This is a genomic window from Pseudomonas sp. 5Vm1k, assembly GCF_056161485.1.
In genome coordinates this window covers 63,045-80,353 of the sequence record NZ_JBSPCZ010000016.1, presented here as the reverse complement: position 1 = coordinate 80,353, position 17,309 = coordinate 63,045, and the positions used below count along the sequence as shown (strand labels likewise).

Genomic DNA, 17,309 nt, shown 5'->3' with positions numbered 1-17,309 from the left:
CGCTGTCCTCGACAGCACTCAGGTAGCCAGAACCTTTGAGGCTACGCTACATCGTGGTGGTTCTCCCCTCAAGTGCGATTAGCGTCCGGCGGCTCGCACGGTCACAGCGATGTGATGGATGCCACTTCTTCCAGAATGCCCACTGCGGCAACTCATGCCCCCTCCTGGCTGCTCTGCAGCAATTTATCCGCTTGGCCATTTCTTGCGCCAAGTTTTTGCCCGTCTCTTTGCCCCCTAAAGAGACGGGCGCTCCTACCACTGCGGCAGCCCTGCTCGCACGGGTCTTTGCGGCTTTCCCCATCGTGACAATCGGCGTGACAAACACCGAATGCTCACTCGCCACAGCGATGCCGATGACGGTGCCGCAGCCCACGGAATGGACTGCACCTGACTGACAGTCAGGCATGCCCCAGTCATCAAATCACTGCCTTCACACGACTCAGGATCTCGCGGCGCTGGTTTCGTCAGCCAGTGCAGCCTCCACCCGCCCACCGCTATCGGTGTTCAGGAGGCCGGATCATGAGATGTCCAAGCTCCCGGTCGTAAGGAGCCGTCAGTCCCGCGTGAGTGGACAAACCTCACAGGTCGCAGGGGCCTTGATCCCTGATAACACTCAACAACCGTGGCGGGATGAGTGAGGACGAAGTCGATAATCTCAGGAGAATAGCGATGCAACTGTGCGAAGCGTTCGAGCCACCACAACCATTGCTGGAATGCCAGCAAGCGCCACTGCCCTACCCGGTCGAAGCACTCGGAGAACTGTTGGGCCCTGCGGTCGAACGACTGGCCGAGGTGATCGGCGTGCCTTGCGCCATGGCGGCGCAATCGGTGCTGGCCACTGCCGCCCTGGTGAGCCAGGGTCATGCCAATGTCCAACTCGACGGCCGAACCTATCCGCTGTCCCTCTACCTACTGACGGTGGCGTCCTCGGGTGATCGCAAAAGCGCAGTGGACCACCAGGCACTGAAGGCCGCGCGCGACTGGGAACGACAGCAGTGGACCCTGTATGCGGCAAAGCTCAAAGCCTATCGCGCAGCCACCAGCATCATGGCCAAACCCAAAACCTCAAAGAAACACGCGGAGGCGGAAGGCGGTGAGCTATCCGAGCCGGTACCGCCAAGACTGATCATTGCCGAGCCCACCATTGAGGCCCTGGTCAAAAGCCTGTGCCATGGCTTGCCCAGCATGGGCTTGTTCAATGATGAAGGTGGCCAGTTCTTGGGCAGCAGTACCATGAGCAAAGAGAATCTGCTCAAGGCGATCACCACCTTGTCGACATTGTGGGATGGCAGCCCGATCGACCGGGCCCGCTCCATGGCCGGAGAAAGCCTGCGTGCCTATGATCGCCGCCTCAGCCTGCATCTGATGCTGCAGCCCTACCTGGCGAACCAACTGTTCAAAGACCCGTTGATCAATGGCCAAGGCATCCTAGGCCGTTGCCTGATCAGTTGGCCCGAGCGCCTGGCCGGCCAGCGACTCTACAAGGCGATCGACCTGAGCCGGGATGCCAAAGTCCAGCGCTACCAACAGCGGATCACCGCCCTGCTGCAAAAGCCCTGGTCGCTTCACAAGGATGGGTCACTCAATCCCGCCACGCTAGAGCTTACTGCCCGTGCCCGCCGGGTCTGGATTGATATTCACGACACCATCGAGTGCCAGTCTGGCGAGTTCGGCGAGCTAGCCGGCGTCCAGCCTGTCGCGAGCAAGGCCGCGGCGAATGTACTGCGTATCGCGGGCGTGCTGGCCATGGTTGAAGAGGCCAGTGCGTTGGAGGAAGTACACATCCAGCGCGCCTCCACACTGATGGATTACTACCTGGCCGAGATTCAACGCCTGACCGAACAAGAGCCGGTCAATAGCCGACGCGAGGAAGCGGATCGGCTGCTGCGCTGGTTGGTGCAGAAAGGCTGGACCCACTTCACCGTCCGCGACGTCAATCGCAACGGTCCTCGTTTTGCCCGCAAGAGCGCTGACCATACCGCCTCTTTATTCGTCGAGCTGATCACTCATAGCTGGCTGAACAGCCGCGATGGAAGAACCTTCGAGGTCCGCCATGTTTCGTCTCAATGACGCGGTGCGCCGCTACCAAGCGCAACATCAACCACAACCTGAATCACGGCGTGTCGCCGCCGCTGTCGCCACCCTGTCGCCACGCGCCAGGCCAGAAACGACGCGGGTTGTCGCCACTGTCGCCGCTGTCGCCATACCACCCCTGGAGCCTGCCAACCTCGCCCTGCTGATCAAGCAACTGCGCGAAGAAGGGGCACTGCTGCAACACCAGGAGAACGCCCTCCTGATCCGCCCGACACACTGGCAGCAAGTGGACAGGCTCAGCCCCCACTGGAAAGCCCTGCTGCTCTATCTGCAAACAAACGAAAACGGTTATGACAATGGCACTGGTCGGTCGGCGTGATGGTCGCAACTTTGGCTACGGTCGTCAGCTGAGCTACGCCGGCCCACAAGCGCTCAAGGATATGTTTGCCGGCGGCCACTTCGCCACGGTCAAAGCGCATAGTGATCGCTGGCAAGCGTTCGTGCGTTGGTGTCGGTCAGAGGACGGCCCCGGTTACAACGATGCGCGCCAGATCGATCGACGGACGCTGCAGGACTACGCCGCTTACCTGCGCCAGCAGATCCAGCAAGGCGAACTCTGCATCGCTACCGCGCAGAACCGCCTGAGCAGCGTCAACCGCACCCTCGCTGCGCTGCGTGGTGATCAGGATGTGAGGATCGCCAGTCCGAGCCTGGCGTTAGGACAGCAGCGCTCGAGCGTACGCACCCGCGCGCCGGATGGCCAGGACCGCCAACAGGTTCAACGAGTCGTGGAGGTGCTGGGCGAACAGCATTACGAGCGGGTGGTCGCGATTGTCCTGTTAGCCCGAGAAACCGGTATGCGCCTGCGCGAGGCGATCCTGGCTGACCTGCCACGCTTGCACCGCGAAGCCGAACACTTCGGCCGCATCAACATCCAGGACGGCACCAAAGGTGGCCGCTCAGGGACTTCAGCGCCGCGATGGATCGCAGCCAATGAAGAGGTGAAGGCGGCGCTGCAGCTGGCTCTTCAGGCGTCGCCGACCGGCAGCCGCAACTTGCTGGCCCTAGACGAAAGCTACGCCGTGTTCCTGCAACAGACCGTGCTCCCCGCCCGCGAAACAATGCATGAACAAGGGCTGAAGGGTTTTCATGAACTGCGTGCGGCCTACGCCTGTGAGCGTTACGAGCAGCTCACGGGCCACGCCGCCCCGGTCAATGGCGGCCACTGCTATCGCATTGACCGCGACCTTGATCAACAAGCACGGCAACAGATCAGCCTTGAGCTCGGGCATTACCGGATCGATGTCGTGTCGGCCTACATTGGAGGTAGAGCATGACCAAACCCTTCGATATGGCGCTGTTCCTGAGCGGCGTACTGACCGGCTCGAAGGTCACGCAGCAACGCCACCTACGCCAAGCCCGAATCATGCAAGCAGCCATTCAACAGCGATGGCAACGCGATAATCCCTGGACCTGGCAGCTCAAGCATGTGCGCTGGTTTTTCACACAGCACCTGAAAGACCATTCCGACGCCACCCGGGATTACTATCGCCTCACTACCCTATTGATTTGGAAACGATTAGGGAATGAGCGAGAAATGCTGATTTAATTCTCGAATCGTGAATAGGCAACCCTCCAGACTCACTTACCATCCTTCATCTCTCAGCGTGGATATCTCTTGCGAAAACACCGCCGCAATGGCAAAACCCACAGCGGCCAGTCGTGCGTCTACGAATACAAGGGCGATTCAGTTGCGCAGGTGCGGCACGTCGCGAGCATCGTCGCGGCTGGAGGTGTTGGCCATCCTTGCTCAGAGTTCATAAAACACAATCCATTGATACTTCTGGCGGATAAGTTCTGACTTATGAGCGTGCCTACGGCTTCTGACTAGTGAAACAATGTCCATTAGAAGGTTGACGATATCTCGAACACCGCTTGAGGGCGTAGCGGAGGAGATCTATAGTGCCTTGTGAAGCATGAGCCCTAATAATGTCATCGCCTGGTTTGTCGACCTCATTGATTTTGGTAGTACTACTAATATGGAAAAAATAGCGTTATCGGGAATTTCGTTCGGCATCCTTGAAGCAGATGATTTATGGCGAGGAGTACTTTCAGAATTTTCAAAGGATTCGCGATCCAGCTCGGTTTATGAGTGTTATGCAAAGCACCCCAAATTGGCTGAATACACTTTAACGGCTCTGAAGCGTTCATTTGGCATTGCTGCGGACGCCGGGAAAGTTACTTTGATGTACCTAAATCATGATGAGGCCGAATTCCCCTGCTACCACGAAAGATACTTAACTTGTCCTGTTTCATTCTCTTCATTTGAGGTCTGGGCGCTAATTCAAGTTGCGCAAGAGGCGGAACTGGAATTCCTAGAGACATGTTCGCGCCCTAACAATGAAGTTCAACTTACTGGACACCTGATTCAATTATTGAGTTCAAAATCAAAACTTGTACAAGGTCGATACAGTCAATATCTATCAAAGTTGGGAGCTCAGCTCAACGTAAAAAAGCTAGAGCTTCAAGTCCAAAAAAGGGAAAAAATTACCGGCGGCGATTTTGCTTTGCTTTTCGAGTGGAAAGATAGCGATGGAAAACTGAAAGTCTGTCCAGTGGTATTTCAAGCTAAAAGATCGGTGGGCATAGATGTTGACATCAGCCAGAGAAACCACAGTTCGGGGCTGCAGTTGACTGTGCTATCAAAGTCGAAATGCAATCCGTCATATATTTTTTACAATTGTGATTCCCAAGGAGTTATACCCGCACCACGACTTCCTACCGTAAAACGCGTCAGAGATATACTTAGCGCAGGGGTTACACCTAAAACGGACTCAACTCAAAAGTCACTGAGCCTGTCAATGTTTATGCTGGATATTATGGCTGACAATGCCTACTTCGTAACTAGTTCTAGGAAGGAAGCCCTAAACGCCATTTTGCCGGGGGTAGAAGAGTTAGAGTTGGTCAGCATTACTACTTTCAGCTCTGACCCTGCAGCTTTGCCTGCATATAAATCTGTATATGAGACATACTTATCGGCAAAATCAAAACTTGCCCGAGACGCCGCAGATGATGGCCCCGGCAGATGAGTCGATTTTCGAATGATAGCCATTGCCATTGCCATTGCCCAATCTTTTTAAGTGCCCCCATAGTTTTAATGGATGAATATAATGGCTTTAGATTTGCAAAAAGTGACGCAAGCTATAGGCAAAACAGGGTTCAAGCTTGAATTTGAAATTGGTAATATCTTAAGATTGAATGGCTGGCACTTAATTAGCAATAGATGCTATATTGACGATTTAGAAGGCACCGTTCGTGAAATCGACCTATTGGCATATAAAGTCAACATTGTTGAAGGGATATCTGTATACACAGTGATCATCGTTAGTTGCAAAAAAAGCGAAGCGAACGCTTGGGCGCTACTATCTCGGCCTATCGAGCAGAATGATCCAAACGCTAACTGGAGGCCATTTAAAGGGTGGAGCAATCATCCAGCAATAGATTATTATTTGTCGAAAATGACTTGGGCAGCAGCCTATCATGAAAAACTTTCTAATATATGTCCCAGCCTTTTTTCTCCACCTAGCGTCGATGTCTTCGCGTTTCAAGAAATTAGCAAAGCTAATCATACGTGTCAAAATGATAAAAATATATTCTCATCTATCACTTCACTGATGAAAGCTCAAGCATATGAAATGAGTATCTTGGATAAGAGACAGGCAAATACAAAGAGATACTATCAGTTCAATTTGGTTTCAGTCATAGATAGCGAAATCGCCAGGATCTACTTTAATGGTGATTCAATCGAGACTAGTAGCATAAAATCTGAAGACTATCTGTGTCGTTATATTTTGAACGAGAGAGAGGAGGTCGCCAGAATAAAATTCGTTACCACCGAGGCTTTTTCTGGCGCCTTGGAAGAGTATTCAACGCTACATCAGGGGAACTGTAAAATAGTAGCTGAGCACTATCAGGACTTCTATGCGGACGCTTATAAGCAAGGTCCCAAAGCGCGCATGCTTTTGGGTGATTTTAATAAGTTAGTCAAGCCTGCAATAATAAGCTCTCTTCTGCGAAATCGTCGGTCCTTGGACGGCTTTGGCGACGTGAGTTTGTTTTGGTTTGGGAGCAGAAACTTATTGCAAATTGAGATCGACTATAAGTTTTCTGATTTTGAAACTCTAGAGCTTCTGAATTCTGATAAGCAGCTAAGCAAGAGGCTGGAAACGATCCTTGCTGATGTTTATCAATATCATGGGGATTTTGAAATTGACGAACACATACCATTTTAGTGCGCAGCATAGTATATCCTGCACAGCTTCTAGTTATAGATAAGCGCCCTGGGCAAAATATTGTATCGCGTCTCCCGACTGCCTCAGGCAACACTACACTTGAAATCAGTGAGGGGCGTACAGAAGGGATTGAAGCCTGTATTAAACCCTAAGCTTCTTATACTTCTGAAGGATATGGAGACTCATTCCAGATTCGAACTGGATCCTTCCCCTTCACAAGCGAACTGCATTTCCAATTCGCTTGTGAAGGGGGACGCTCAACCACTAAGCTTATGAGTCATAGAAATGATACGTTCCGCGCGATCGGAGTTTATTCCAAACTTTTCTGAAAGCCAACCTTTTTTTGCGTTATGACGGCGAGCCTCAGACTTCGGTAATTTTGCAAATTTTTCTGGAAGCAATCTGGAAAGTACTACATCTCCAGGGTCAAAATCCTTGTCTATAGCCACAGCCAAATCAAGGGAAACTCTAGCCATGTATTTTATGTCATGAAAGCTAAGCCCTGCAACCTCGCTAGGAGTTGACTTCATACCATAATCTGAGGCTGTCTGGATGAGTTGTTGGTTATTGCTATGGTAAAATTGTTCCGCTATAGCTACGGCTTCGTTACTTGGATGTGCGATTGCGTTTCGAGCAAGCCTATAATAATCCATCGTTAAAATACGGCCTGGGCCAAGTCTCTTTTCATGCGCCTGCTTTCCAGATGGAGTATTTCTCAGCAGCGCTTGGAAAGGCGTGTCCCCATCGTTTTGCGTCCAGCTTTTTCCATGGATTGCATAAAACTGCCCCCGAATATCTGAGATAAAAAGATCGAAGCCACTATAGAGACTCACAATATTGAGTCGAATTGCGCCGCTTGAAACCTTTTCGGAACGTAGGCCACTAACACGGATTCCGTGACGCTGCGCTGCGGACTCCCAAGGATCAGACTGATCGAGTTTACTAACATGAGAGATGGCTTCTTGAATCCCGACGTGGATTCCTGCCGCAACAGCTGTTAGCTCTCCTATGAATACTTTGAATGAGCGAAACGCAGGAGTTGAGTATGTATTCAAGATAGCTTCTAAGTTAACTATTGGGTTTGGCAATTTAAGCCAAGCTAATCAGCTGGCCTATATAAATCAGCTTGGATTTTAGAAGAATATCCAAAGATGTCACTTCGTCATTTTCAATCCAGAGCCCATTGAATGAAACGAATGAAACGGAGTTGTTCGCTTTCTGTTCAAAGGTCAACGCTGTTGGTTTTCCTAAGTCATCGAATAGCGCGTAAGCTTTGCCTTCGGTAGGTACAATGACTTTCACGAGGAAGCAGTGCTCCCGCCCTAGATCGTCTCGAACTACCGCCCTAAGGGTAGGATGAGCTTCCAAACCGTGCATAAAATTCCCCTATTGGCCATCCATTAGTCATATAGGTCCTTACAAAGCGACGCTGTATCAAGCGTACTGGTCTAGGCTTAAGACCGCAACTGCATCGCGCACAAACACTGCGTGTCGGATACCAGCAATCAAGGGGTTCAAGCCCGTAGGTTATTGAAACGACTGATCTGGTCAAATATGCCTCATAGAGCTCGCCACCACCCACCACGCGGTGCTTATCCCAAGCGGATGGAGCCCCCCCATTTCGCGCACATTGTGAACGGCAGGAGCCGTCGGTTTATACAGCTCGATAATTTGATTGCACGCTAAGATCTAAATGTTAGCTTTTTGGTGGCAGAATTTGCTCTGACCGACCGCTGTTGGCCGATTCCTGCCAGTCATGACAGGCAAAGATCGACCGCAAACGGTCATTGCGCCATCCACCTTTTCAGCGCAATCGATAACCAAAAGATGCGGCGTCTCTGATTACCAAGAGAGCTTCCTGCATCGAGAGCCAGTCGCCATGCTCAGTAGATGATCGGCCAGTGCACGGCCATCAATCTTGCCTTCACTGCATAGCCATACTCAGGCTCAATTTGAATAGCATAGGCGGCTAACCCTAGGAGATGATTGCGTAGACCAGCAACCGCCGAGAAGCCACGGCGCTGTGCATGCTTAATGGGGCCAACGTCGACATGCTCCAAGTAGTGAAGGTGCATGCGCAGCTTGCCTTTAAACTCCCTCGTCAGCCGCGGAGAAACTCCATCGGCCAACAACCCCAAGACAACTTTCCGCGCACGAGGTGACACTACCTGTGTCTTAGCAAGATTCGGCTGGAGGCCGAACCGCCCAAGCGTTTGATAGACCTTCCGAATGAGTGCACTCGCTGTGGTTCTGTCAAAATGGGCGCTGTTAGTCGAGAACGTTAGATCGTCTGCATAGCGTGTGTAGGTGATGCCGAAGGGTTCACTGAGCGCGGAAATTTCCGCGTCTGCCGCGCGCATTACTAGGTTGGCAATCATTGGACTTGTGGGCGCCCCTTGGGCCAAATAACCTAGCTGCTTTGCCGAGTAGTTCCGAATTGCGGCAACATGCAAAGGTGCCTTTCGACGCCACCGACGTGTCTTGCTCAGCCACGTTTTGTCGGACCCAATACGTGTGCAGATTCTAGCCAGCTCAAATGAGACAAGGGGTTGGTAGCCGAGACTCCTAAAAACGTTGTAAACAGAGATCTCTGAGATCGACTCAAAGAATCTCCGGACGTCGAGTTTGATTATCCAGCGACTGCCACAATGCGGTTGAACCGCGTCGATCAATTTTGCGCCTGGTGCGAAGGCCGTGCTGGCCGAGTGCGGTCGACCGTGGACCAAAATATGTCTGACTATCCACTGCTGAACGTCGCAAAGGCTGTGCTCGGGAACGCAAATTTCCCTGAAGCGAATACGACCATCAGGTTGAGGGCGCTTACGAATGCAGAACACTTTGTAGGTATGCGGATCCTCGCGACTCACATAACGCCGCAAATCCATATACCCAACGCCGCTTAGCCGAGACAGGTGCTTTAACGTCAATACTGGAGGAAGCTTTGGATGAACTGCGACCACGGCCTCGCTAGCTGCGAGTGCCGATCGAAGAACCGCATCTGATACGCCCAACTCTTGAGCGATACGACGGTAGGGTTGAGGCTTCCAGTCCTTCATCTACTTTGACACCCGCAGGGTGAGGGCTCCCGCCGCAGGCAGAAGACCTCGCCACGTCGAGTGTGGCGGGAGCGCTTGGCCGTAAGCAAGGGCTATATCATAGAGCGGCAGTAGTCTGCGCCCGGTTGATGAGCCGAAGCGCATCAATGGTGGTTGCGTTCTGTTCAACGCGCACCGAATCTAGATTTCAGACTGGTCGTCTCAACGATTGCGGATAGTACGGCTTTTGTTCTAATTCGCCAATGTCAGGCAGGGATTCTATAAATGCACTCATCTGCTTTCTGGCATGCCGAAGCTGGCCCGCTCCTGCGTCGGTCAATCGACGCTGGGAGTCGATCCATCCATAAGTGACCATTAGATGGCAGAGTCGAGCGACCCTATAGGTGGGTAAACCAGTTCGGCGTGACAGAACGCTGTCATTGAGCCTTGGAGGGCGGGAGAGCGCGCCGAGGATGAGATACACCTCGCCCGTTGGAATATCGGACTGTACCACTGCATTAGACCTAGCCAACGATGCGTGGCCGAAGCGCTCCAATCGAAGCTGTATCTTTTCGCTGGTCAAGCTCACACCAAAGGACTCACTGTCGATACCGGCAGTCACTCTAGAAGGAAAAAGCGGGATCCACTGGGGATCTTTGCGCTTTGAGGCCTTGTGAAACATCAGAGGCACATTGTTAGGCGCGCCATGAGCGAAAATAAGAAGCGCTCCAGTGCTGAGATACCCAAGGCTAGCGCTGCCCTGTGACCAAGGCGATATGCCGGGATCACCAATCGTAGGATCGTATGTTTCACATAGCAGCTTCATTTTGCTGACGCCTGCTTTCGACAGTGTGGTGTCAATCGTAGGACATGGCATCACGTGGATGACGTCTGGCCGGCATGGATGGCTTCGAACATATTGCTCGCCTTTGCCAGTGCTGGCATATGCGACAACTGCGAATCTCAGAAACTTGCCGGACCACCAACTGCGCACAGATCTGACAAGCCAGGCCGCCTCAAGATACCGACGAGCGCGGTGACCGCTACCTACAAGATCGGTCATAACCCAAAACGCCCGAACCCGCTTTCGGCGGATTTGCTCTGGCCCGGGATGACTAATGAACTTCTTGGGAAACTCACGGCACAGGTCTGTAATCAAACGAGCAACGACGCCTTCGCTTCCAACAGACGGATCGTACCCTTTCGTGGACTTCACTGCTGGTGGGCCAGCGGCCCCTAGTGCACGTCGATGCTTTCCCGGCGACTCTTTAAAAAGCCTGTGAGGCACCCCAAATCGGTGTCCAAGTTCACGCTCGGCATAGAGAGCAACAACCCCCTTAACCCTGTCAGCATGCTCAAGTGTGAGTGCTCGCAAGTGATCGTTGAAATCGTTCCGGGACACTAGGAGAAAAGATTCGAGCAACTCTTGCGCCAGAGGACGATCACCCATCGAAAACTGGTCAAGCCACTTTTGTGCTTGTTGTGTACCGGAAATGGGATGGGTTTTGATCATGTCGAATTCCGAGAGGGCGATTCTGTGCATTGACGACGGTATGATGCTGCAAGTTCTGCCCCACCTTCTCTGATGCCGTTCAGTTCCTCGTTGGCGTTGAACCCGCCTTCAGCAATTGGAACTCGCATTTCTGCGGGCACTGTGCTCGTACGCATGCGCGTTACAACGTAGTGATGCAGCGTAACTCGACTTAAGATTTTAGCCTCATCTTCGGACAGCATGGGAACCAACGCGGACGCACGCTTCTCATACGCCAGTTGTTCACTCGCAAGCGTCAAATTTTGTTTCCCTTGCGCGCCGACCGCGTCCGAGAGCAAATCAGCGAGCCTCAGCGCATCCGGATAGCCTCTGTCGGCGCTGAACTCTATCTCTGCGGCTAGCGAAGCACCCTCCCGAAGTTTTTCGCAATGCAGTTCAGCGCCCTTCGCTCTTCTGGCAATCTCAGACCTGTCTGACTCCTCCTGATTTTTCACGGACAGGAGCAGGTAGGAAGATCCCAGGTTGCCGATGCCCGTGGCGAATGCCATTACGACAGTCAGCAACGCGGCGACATGCCATCGCTTATTTTCAAACTCCAAATCTACAGCTCCTGGTAATGGGCAAGAAATTGCTATCCGCCCTGGACTCAAGTCTGATCATGGCAATGCACGCCGGATAGTGGTTCCCCGAAAGCACAAAGGTAAAATACCGTTATATAGCCCTCGTCACTCATTTTGGGGGGTACAACCTAGCAGGATCATGGAAATGTCCAAGCGTATAGATTTAGCGGTCCCCTTCGAAGAAAAGGATGAGGCAAAGCAGTTCTATGTTGAGTGGGACGATGAAAAGCGCGTCTGGTGGACCACTGAAGAGTTCATGTGCGAAGGCCTTGAGCGCTGGCTACCGTTCCGGCCAACACCCGAGGATGTTGTTGAATCGTTACCTCCCTTCACATCGACGGATGCCGATAGGAAGTACGTGGAGCTGGTGTCACAGACTTGCGAGTTCCGAGAGTGGATGCTGTTAATGCTTCCAAGCGGCCTGTGGGGCGCTTTTCTGCGGGCTGACCTAGAGGGCCGTGCTGCCTCGGCCGTTGTAGAGGGTAACTACACGGAGGGATGTCGCTACGTATCAAGCAAGCCCGCCGATACCCTTGCCTTCATGCGCGAAAACCGTATCTATCAGGGCGCGCTCCGGGAGGAAGAGAACAGCTGGTCCACTGGATCCGCTAGTCATGATGACGTCGATGATACGACTCCCTTGTACTGTGTCGGCCAACTCATCGTAGGTAACCAGACCCTCGAGATCCAGCTCCCTCTGGGCTGCGAAAGGCTAATGGCTCATCTGGCCGACAACGCCCCGGTGCCTGCAAAAAATAGCGAGCTGTCCCTGGAAGTGTTTGCTTACCTGGATAGGTACACCCCCGACTCGGTGAAGTATCCCCTCAGGAAGCAGCTGGACTTGGCACGCGAAATTTCACAAAAGTTACGCATCCCGATGTCCACGTTCCAGCGTGAGAACCGCGCTGCTTGCTTGACCTTCATTGACCAGCACAAAGCAGACCTCACCATGTACCGCGCGATCTTCAAAGAGCTGGACGTAGGATCATGGCCCTTGGCGAAGCGCATCAACAACTACGTTAAGTGGTCCACGGCCAAGACGTTGCTTTCCAACGGTGTACCGTGGGAGTCCATCGCAGAATCGCTTGGGGTAAAAACAAAGGCGACCATCGAAAAATATGTGGTTCTGGCCACTGAAGCAGAGGATGAGATGCCCGAACTACTGACTGTGCCTTTTTTCCAAGACTTGATTCGACTGGGGAGGAATGGCGGAAGCGTAGATCTGACGTTGCGGGAAATGGCAGAAGCCCAGGCATGGGAGAGCTTCAGTCGGGAGCGCTTGGTTAGGACCGCACTGCGAAAGCAATCGACCACCGAAGTGGTTATCTAAACTGAGAGACTTGGGCCGGCCGGCTCCATAATCGTGTTCTAGGAAGGTCTTTAATACGACTGCTATTAGGTGATTTCTGCCTATCGCCACCGGCAGCTATGGGCAGTTCACTAGCAATCACGGTGACGAAGCGTGCCGATCTACTCTGATGCAATCGGTGGTCAGATCGAATGCAAATGGGTGGTAAAGTGGAGTGCAATTTCGCACGGCATTCCAATTGGTATTCCAACTAAAAATAAAAATAGATATTAATACTATAAATCAATGTCTTGCTGAGCCAATTCAAATTACCCCGGCCCAAATAAGCGTTACAAAAAGGCACTTGCCGATTATCGCAAGTGCCTTTTTTGTGTCTGAACCGAAAGATTTAATCAATCGCTTGTGCTAGCGTCGCTGCGCTTTTCCAGATCAACTCATAAAATCAAGCCCATCGGGCACACCAGGGAATTCCTGCGCATGGCTGCGTCCAATAAATGGCTGATGTCATCAGTCGCCTACTACCTCGACTTTTTCACCGCTCCGCTGTTTGTCATTCTTGCCCTCTGCATCGCCCCCTTCCATCTTGGCCAAGCGCTCGCCGGTCTGCTGGCCTGGTCGCTGGTCGAGTATCTGGTTCACCGCTTCTTGTTCCACTCGCTGTATCGCCGGGAGCATTGGACCCATCATCTCGATGTGCTCGCTTACATTGGCATTTCCAGTTGGAAGACCAGTTCCGCGTATGCCGGTCTCTTTTTGCTCGCCTGGTCAGTCGGCCTGACCTCGGTGTTCGCCGGAGTGATGGTCGGCTACTTCTGCTACATCTCCCTGCATTTCGTGATGCACCGCCCGCAACATTGGGCCCATCGTTTTATTTTGGGGCTGGTGGTCAATCACGACTTGCATCATCGCAAGGGCATCGAGAAGAATTTCGGCGTGTCTTCGCCACTTTGGGACCACGTGTTCGGCACCTACGTGCGAGCCGAAGCGCTGAGCCCGGTCCGGGAACGTACATAGAGGGCAAATCACCCATAACGTCTGGGTTTTCATCGCCTCCATAGTTGGCTTTAGCAACGACATACCCCGGTGTCCGACGGGCATTCGGGGTATGGCATTTATCGGCGTTCACCCTATAACCACCACGCCCCACTTGGAGACGCCAATGAACCAAGCCCTCCTCATCATCGACGTCCAACCCAGCTTCGCCCCGCCCCAATGGCTCATCGACGGCATCCAGACACTCATCGGCACCCTGCCCAGCGTCGCCACCGTCGAACGCCACGACGAATCCAAAACCCCGTTCCACAAACAACTCGGCTGGCACCCTGCGCCGGACGACGACAGCTTGATCCAGGCCGATCGCATCTTCATCAAGCACGGTTATGCACCGTCGCTGGAAACCATCAACTACCTGAAAAGCCTGGAAGTGGGTCGCGTGTTGGTCTGTGGACTGCAAACCGAGACATGTTGCCTGGCAGCGGGGTTTGCGTTGTTCGATGCGGGGTTGCAGCCGACGTTGATTACGGATTTGACGGTGGGATCATCGCTGGATCGGACGGGAAGGCTGGGGGTGCGGCTTTGGGAGCATCATTTCAAACATACGGTGAAATCGACAGCGTTGTAATCGAGGTCGCCATCGGTGGCTCAACGGTTTGGTCGACCTGGGCGATGCGGACAAAAGTAAGCCAATGCCGTCGCCCTGTTCTCTTGATGTGAGTCCGCATACCGATTGAATCTTACCGGGTACTGTTGGGCATCACAGGAAGCTGAACGCAGCTTACGCTGAAGCATTCCGATGATAGAAGTACAGGTATACGAGCCCGACAGGAGCGATGAAAATCGCAAAAGCCCAGCACATGGCCATCGTCCAAAGCTTGACGATCAACATGAGCCACATATTGACGAAGAACACATTCTCGCCCATGAGAAATCCAATGACCCGCTCATAGACAAAACGCGAGTAGGGATAAAGCAGGGTACAAATCGCAGTCAGAACAATCACCTCAATTCTGACCGGTCCCTTACCTTGAACCATCGTCCATACGATGAGCGCAAAGAACAGCGAACCGAAGAACAGGTGACGCAAGTAATACGGCGCGGAAAGCCCGCCAAAGGTTTTACGGATAAAATCCTGCATCTGATTTCCTTGATAATTTTGATCTGGCTTCCTGCCTGACAGCACGCCAGGAATGCACTGCGTTACGGATGGCGGCGCAATGCTACTACCTGGCACGCGGAGTATCTACGTACCTGAGTGAATATCGATGTTCGTTGCAAACGAACACTACGCCTACTCAAGCCCCTTCTACACTCACTTCGCACATGCCCTCAAAGCAGACCGAACGAGCCCCCATGACCACCCTCAAAGATCGCCTGAAGCAAGGCAAGGACGCGCGAAAATCCTGCCCTCGCAACGCCCAATCGTCCCTAGGCAATATCGACCGCGACCCACTGCCGCTGATCAAGGCGTCCAGCGAAGGCCGTATCAAGTCGCTGGTCGAGTTGCGCTACGGCCGCATGCTGGTCTCCCCTTTCACCTTCTATCGCGGCAACGCCCTGCTTCAGGCCCACGACCTGGCAGGCACTTCCAGCATGGGTCTGGTATCGCCGATCTGCGGCGACAGTCATCTGATGAACTTCGGTGGTTTCGCCACGCCCGAGCGCAATCTTCTGTTCAGCGTCAACGACTTCGATGAAGCGCACCCGGGGCCGTGGGAGTGGGATCTGAAACGGTTGGTGGCAAGTTTTCTGATTGCGGCACGCGATCTGCGTCATGGGGAAACGGTCGAGGAAGATGTCTGTCGCCAAGTGGTCGCGGCCTATCAGAAGACCATGAACGAATGCGCCGAACAAAGCGCGCTGGAAACCTGGTACGAGTCCATCAGTTACGACGATTTGCTGGAGCAAGCGAGCAAAGCCACGCTGGAACACGTGGAACGGGCCATCGAGAAAGCCGAGCGGCGTACCCATGCCGAGTTGCTGCCCAAGATCTGCGAACGCGACGCCAATGGCCGTCTGACCATTCGCGATGACTTGCCGGAAATCTTCCACCTGCACAACACCACGACGCTACTGGACGCGGACGACGACTGGCTGCGTCTCTCGGACTGGAAGCCGCTTTACGACACGTTCATGGGCGATTACCGAGGCACACTGCAAGCTGATCGCCGTGAGCTGTTGTCGCGGTTTCACGCCCACGACATGGCCTTCAAGGTGGTGGGCGTCGGCAGTGTCGGCACCCGTTGCCTGGTGGCACTGTTGACCGACGAACAGGAGAACCCGCTGTTCCTGCAATTCAAGGAAGCGCGGCGCTCGGTGCTCGCCGGTTACGTCAAGACCAAGTCACGGGTGCAACACAACGGGCAGCGTGTGGTAAACGGTCAACGGCTGATGCAATCGGCCAGCGACCTGTTCCTCGGCTGGACCACAGGGCCCAGCGGTCGACAGTTTTATGTGCGCCAGCTGCGCGACATGAAAGTCTCGGCCGAGATCGAGACGTTCGATGCAGAGACCTTCGCCGCCTACGGACGCACCTGCGGCCGCGCCCTGGCCCGGGCCCACGCTAAATCCTCGGGGCAAGCCGCGCAGATCAGCGGTTACATCGGCAAAAGCGCTGCGCTGGCCGATGCACTCTTCAAGTATGCCCAAGGCTACACCAAACAAAACGAGCAGGATTTCGAGCGCTTCCAGCAGGCGTGTCGCAAGGGGCGCTTGCGGGCGCGTTCGGAAGCGGATTTCGCGGCGGATCATTTGCCTTAGGCACTGCACGGGCCGGGCGAGCTGAAGCAGATGAATTTTTCTTCACCCTATCGCCCCGCGCCAACCGGTACATTGCCCTCGCTCATTCAAGAAACTACGGTTTGCCCGCCCTCCCGCGGGCTTTTTTTTGCCTGTTGTTTCAGTAGATCAAAAGATCGCAGCCTTCGGCAGCGCCTACAGGTGTTTCAAGCGATATAAGTAAGTGCCCTGAATGCCGTGCCGTTCCGTATTGCGCGCTCGCGCAAACACCCTGATCAACTGGAACCCAGCCGCCACGGCCAGTCGCTGACTGGGCAGGTTGGCCGAGGATGTCGTCAGGTAAAACGTCTGGTCAGGCAGGCTTTTGACCAACGCTTCCAGCGCCCGGCGCATGTGACCTTTGCCCGAATACTCGGTGTTGGCCCAATACCCCACCTCATGGCGATTGCGCCCCCGAGGCTTCAGGCCAATGCAGCCAATGATCGCCGCGCCCTGATCCGCGACGATAAAAAACCGCCGCTCGCCTGTTTCGCTGTTGAAGTCATCGACCGATCGCAGCATGAACGCCCGCGCTTCGTCCTTGCTGGTATAGGGCTTGGCCCAGGGCAGAAACTCGGAATGCGCTGCAAAACTGACATTCAGCGCATCTTGAAGCGCTGTACACAAGATAGGGTCCGGCGCCTGCAAACTCATAAAGGGCAGGTCCGTTGGTAACGAAAACTCCATATTTCATCCTTAAAACAGCGTCCGTCATCAGCGACGTTTAGATATTTGTGCAGTAAGCCATGAAAG

Annotated in this window: 17 protein-coding genes and 1 tRNA gene; 10 read left to right on the top strand and 8 right to left on the bottom strand. The window is 53.6% G+C overall.

The window, feature by feature from the left end; genetic code table 11:
* Positions 1-669: 669 nt before the first annotated feature.
* The 6 genes from ACWIKB_RS26090 (at position 670) to ACWIKB_RS26065 (ending at position 6,326) form a co-directional block, all read left to right on the top strand.
* On the top strand, positions 670-2,070 hold the full coding sequence (locus tag ACWIKB_RS26090; protein WP_475270376.1) for a YfjI family protein: 1,401 nt from the start codon (positions 670-672) through the stop codon (positions 2,068-2,070).
* A complete protein-coding gene (locus tag ACWIKB_RS26085) occupies positions 2,054-2,413 on the top strand; it encodes a hypothetical protein (RefSeq protein WP_475270375.1) in 360 nt (119 codons plus the stop codon). Before ACWIKB_RS26090 ends, ACWIKB_RS26085 begins: the two co-directional genes overlap by 17 nt.
* Positions 2,391-3,371: an integrase domain-containing protein gene (locus ACWIKB_RS26080; RefSeq protein ID WP_475270436.1), complete on the top strand. Its 981-nt coding sequence runs from the start codon at positions 2,391-2,393 to the stop codon at positions 3,369-3,371. The genes ACWIKB_RS26085 and ACWIKB_RS26080 overlap by 23 nt, the downstream gene beginning before the upstream one ends.
* The gene (locus tag ACWIKB_RS26075; RefSeq protein WP_475270374.1) at positions 3,368-3,643 is read left to right on the top strand and encodes a hypothetical protein; all 276 of its coding nucleotides are present in this window, start codon (positions 3,368-3,370) and stop codon (positions 3,641-3,643) included. Before ACWIKB_RS26080 ends, ACWIKB_RS26075 begins: the two co-directional genes overlap by 4 nt.
* Positions 3,644-4,010: 367 nt before the next feature.
* On the top strand, positions 4,011-5,123 hold the full coding sequence (locus ACWIKB_RS26070; RefSeq protein ID WP_475270373.1) for a hypothetical protein: 1,113 nt from the start codon (positions 4,011-4,013) through the stop codon (positions 5,121-5,123).
* A gap of 81 nt (positions 5,124-5,204) precedes the next feature.
* On the top strand, positions 5,205-6,326 hold the full coding sequence (locus ACWIKB_RS26065; RefSeq protein WP_475270372.1) for a hypothetical protein: 1,122 nt from the start codon (positions 5,205-5,207) through the stop codon (positions 6,324-6,326).
* Between the two features lie 175 nt (positions 6,327-6,501).
* On the opposite strand, the gene ACWIKB_RS26060 is transcribed toward ACWIKB_RS26065, so the two are convergent.
* The 6 genes from ACWIKB_RS26060 to ACWIKB_RS26035 all read right to left on the bottom strand — a co-directional run bounded on the left by ACWIKB_RS26060 (position 6,502) and on the right by ACWIKB_RS26035 (position 11,452).
* Positions 6,502-6,605 (bottom strand) — tRNA-OTHER (locus ACWIKB_RS26060).
* Positions 6,584-7,381 (bottom strand): hypothetical protein, encoded by a 798-nt coding sequence (locus tag ACWIKB_RS26055; RefSeq protein WP_475270370.1) that lies wholly within the window; start codon positions 7,379-7,381, stop codon positions 6,584-6,586. Before ACWIKB_RS26055 ends, ACWIKB_RS26060 begins: the two co-directional genes overlap by 22 nt.
* 34 nt (positions 7,382-7,415) lie before the next feature.
* The gene (locus ACWIKB_RS26050) at positions 7,416-7,703 is read right to left on the bottom strand and encodes a hypothetical protein (protein ID WP_475270368.1); all 288 of its coding nucleotides are present in this window, start codon (positions 7,701-7,703) and stop codon (positions 7,416-7,418) included.
* 506 nt (positions 7,704-8,209) lie between these two features.
* A complete protein-coding gene (locus ACWIKB_RS26045; RefSeq protein WP_082343507.1) occupies positions 8,210-9,382 on the bottom strand; it encodes a reverse transcriptase family protein in 1,173 nt (390 codons plus the stop codon).
* Positions 9,383-9,569: 187 nt separating this feature from the next.
* Positions 9,570-10,874, bottom strand: coding sequence for a phosphoribosyltransferase-like protein (locus ACWIKB_RS26040; protein ID WP_475270367.1), 1,305 nt, complete (start codon positions 10,872-10,874; stop codon positions 9,570-9,572).
* Positions 10,871-11,452, bottom strand: a complete 582-nt coding sequence (locus ACWIKB_RS26035; protein WP_053118293.1) for a hypothetical protein — start codon at positions 11,450-11,452, stop codon at positions 10,871-10,873. The genes ACWIKB_RS26040 and ACWIKB_RS26035 overlap by 4 nt, the downstream gene beginning before the upstream one ends.
* 166 nt (positions 11,453-11,618) lie before the next feature.
* On the opposite strand from ACWIKB_RS26035, the gene ACWIKB_RS26030 reads away from it, so the two are divergent.
* The 3 genes from ACWIKB_RS26030 to ACWIKB_RS26020 all read left to right on the top strand — a co-directional run bounded on the left by ACWIKB_RS26030 (position 11,619) and on the right by ACWIKB_RS26020 (position 14,403).
* Positions 11,619-12,803 (top strand): DUF5710 domain-containing protein, encoded by a 1,185-nt coding sequence (locus ACWIKB_RS26030; protein WP_475270366.1) that lies wholly within the window; start codon positions 11,619-11,621, stop codon positions 12,801-12,803.
* Positions 12,804-13,259: 456 nt separating this feature from the next.
* A complete protein-coding gene (locus ACWIKB_RS26025) occupies positions 13,260-13,796 on the top strand; it encodes a sterol desaturase family protein (protein ID WP_475270365.1) in 537 nt (178 codons plus the stop codon).
* Between the two features lie 145 nt (positions 13,797-13,941).
* On the top strand, positions 13,942-14,403 hold the full coding sequence (locus ACWIKB_RS26020; RefSeq protein ID WP_475270364.1) for a cysteine hydrolase family protein: 462 nt from the start codon (positions 13,942-13,944) through the stop codon (positions 14,401-14,403).
* A gap of 153 nt (positions 14,404-14,556) precedes the next feature.
* On the opposite strand, the gene ACWIKB_RS26015 is transcribed toward ACWIKB_RS26020, so the two are convergent.
* Complete coding sequence (locus tag ACWIKB_RS26015) at positions 14,557-14,916, bottom strand: hypothetical protein (RefSeq protein WP_475270363.1); 360 nt, start codon at positions 14,914-14,916, stop codon at positions 14,557-14,559.
* A gap of 215 nt (positions 14,917-15,131) precedes the next feature.
* Here ACWIKB_RS26015 and ACWIKB_RS26010 point away from each other — a divergent pair, with 215 nt between their 5' ends.
* Positions 15,132-16,538 (top strand): DUF2252 domain-containing protein, encoded by a 1,407-nt coding sequence (locus tag ACWIKB_RS26010; RefSeq protein WP_475270362.1) that lies wholly within the window; start codon positions 15,132-15,134, stop codon positions 16,536-16,538.
* Positions 16,539-16,712: 174 nt separating this feature from the next.
* Here the strand turns inward: ACWIKB_RS26010 and ACWIKB_RS26005 are convergent, their stop codons facing one another.
* On the bottom strand, positions 16,713-17,243 hold the full coding sequence (locus ACWIKB_RS26005; RefSeq protein WP_475270361.1) for a GNAT family N-acetyltransferase: 531 nt from the start codon (positions 17,241-17,243) through the stop codon (positions 16,713-16,715).
* Between the last annotated feature and the right edge of the window lie 66 nt (positions 17,244-17,309).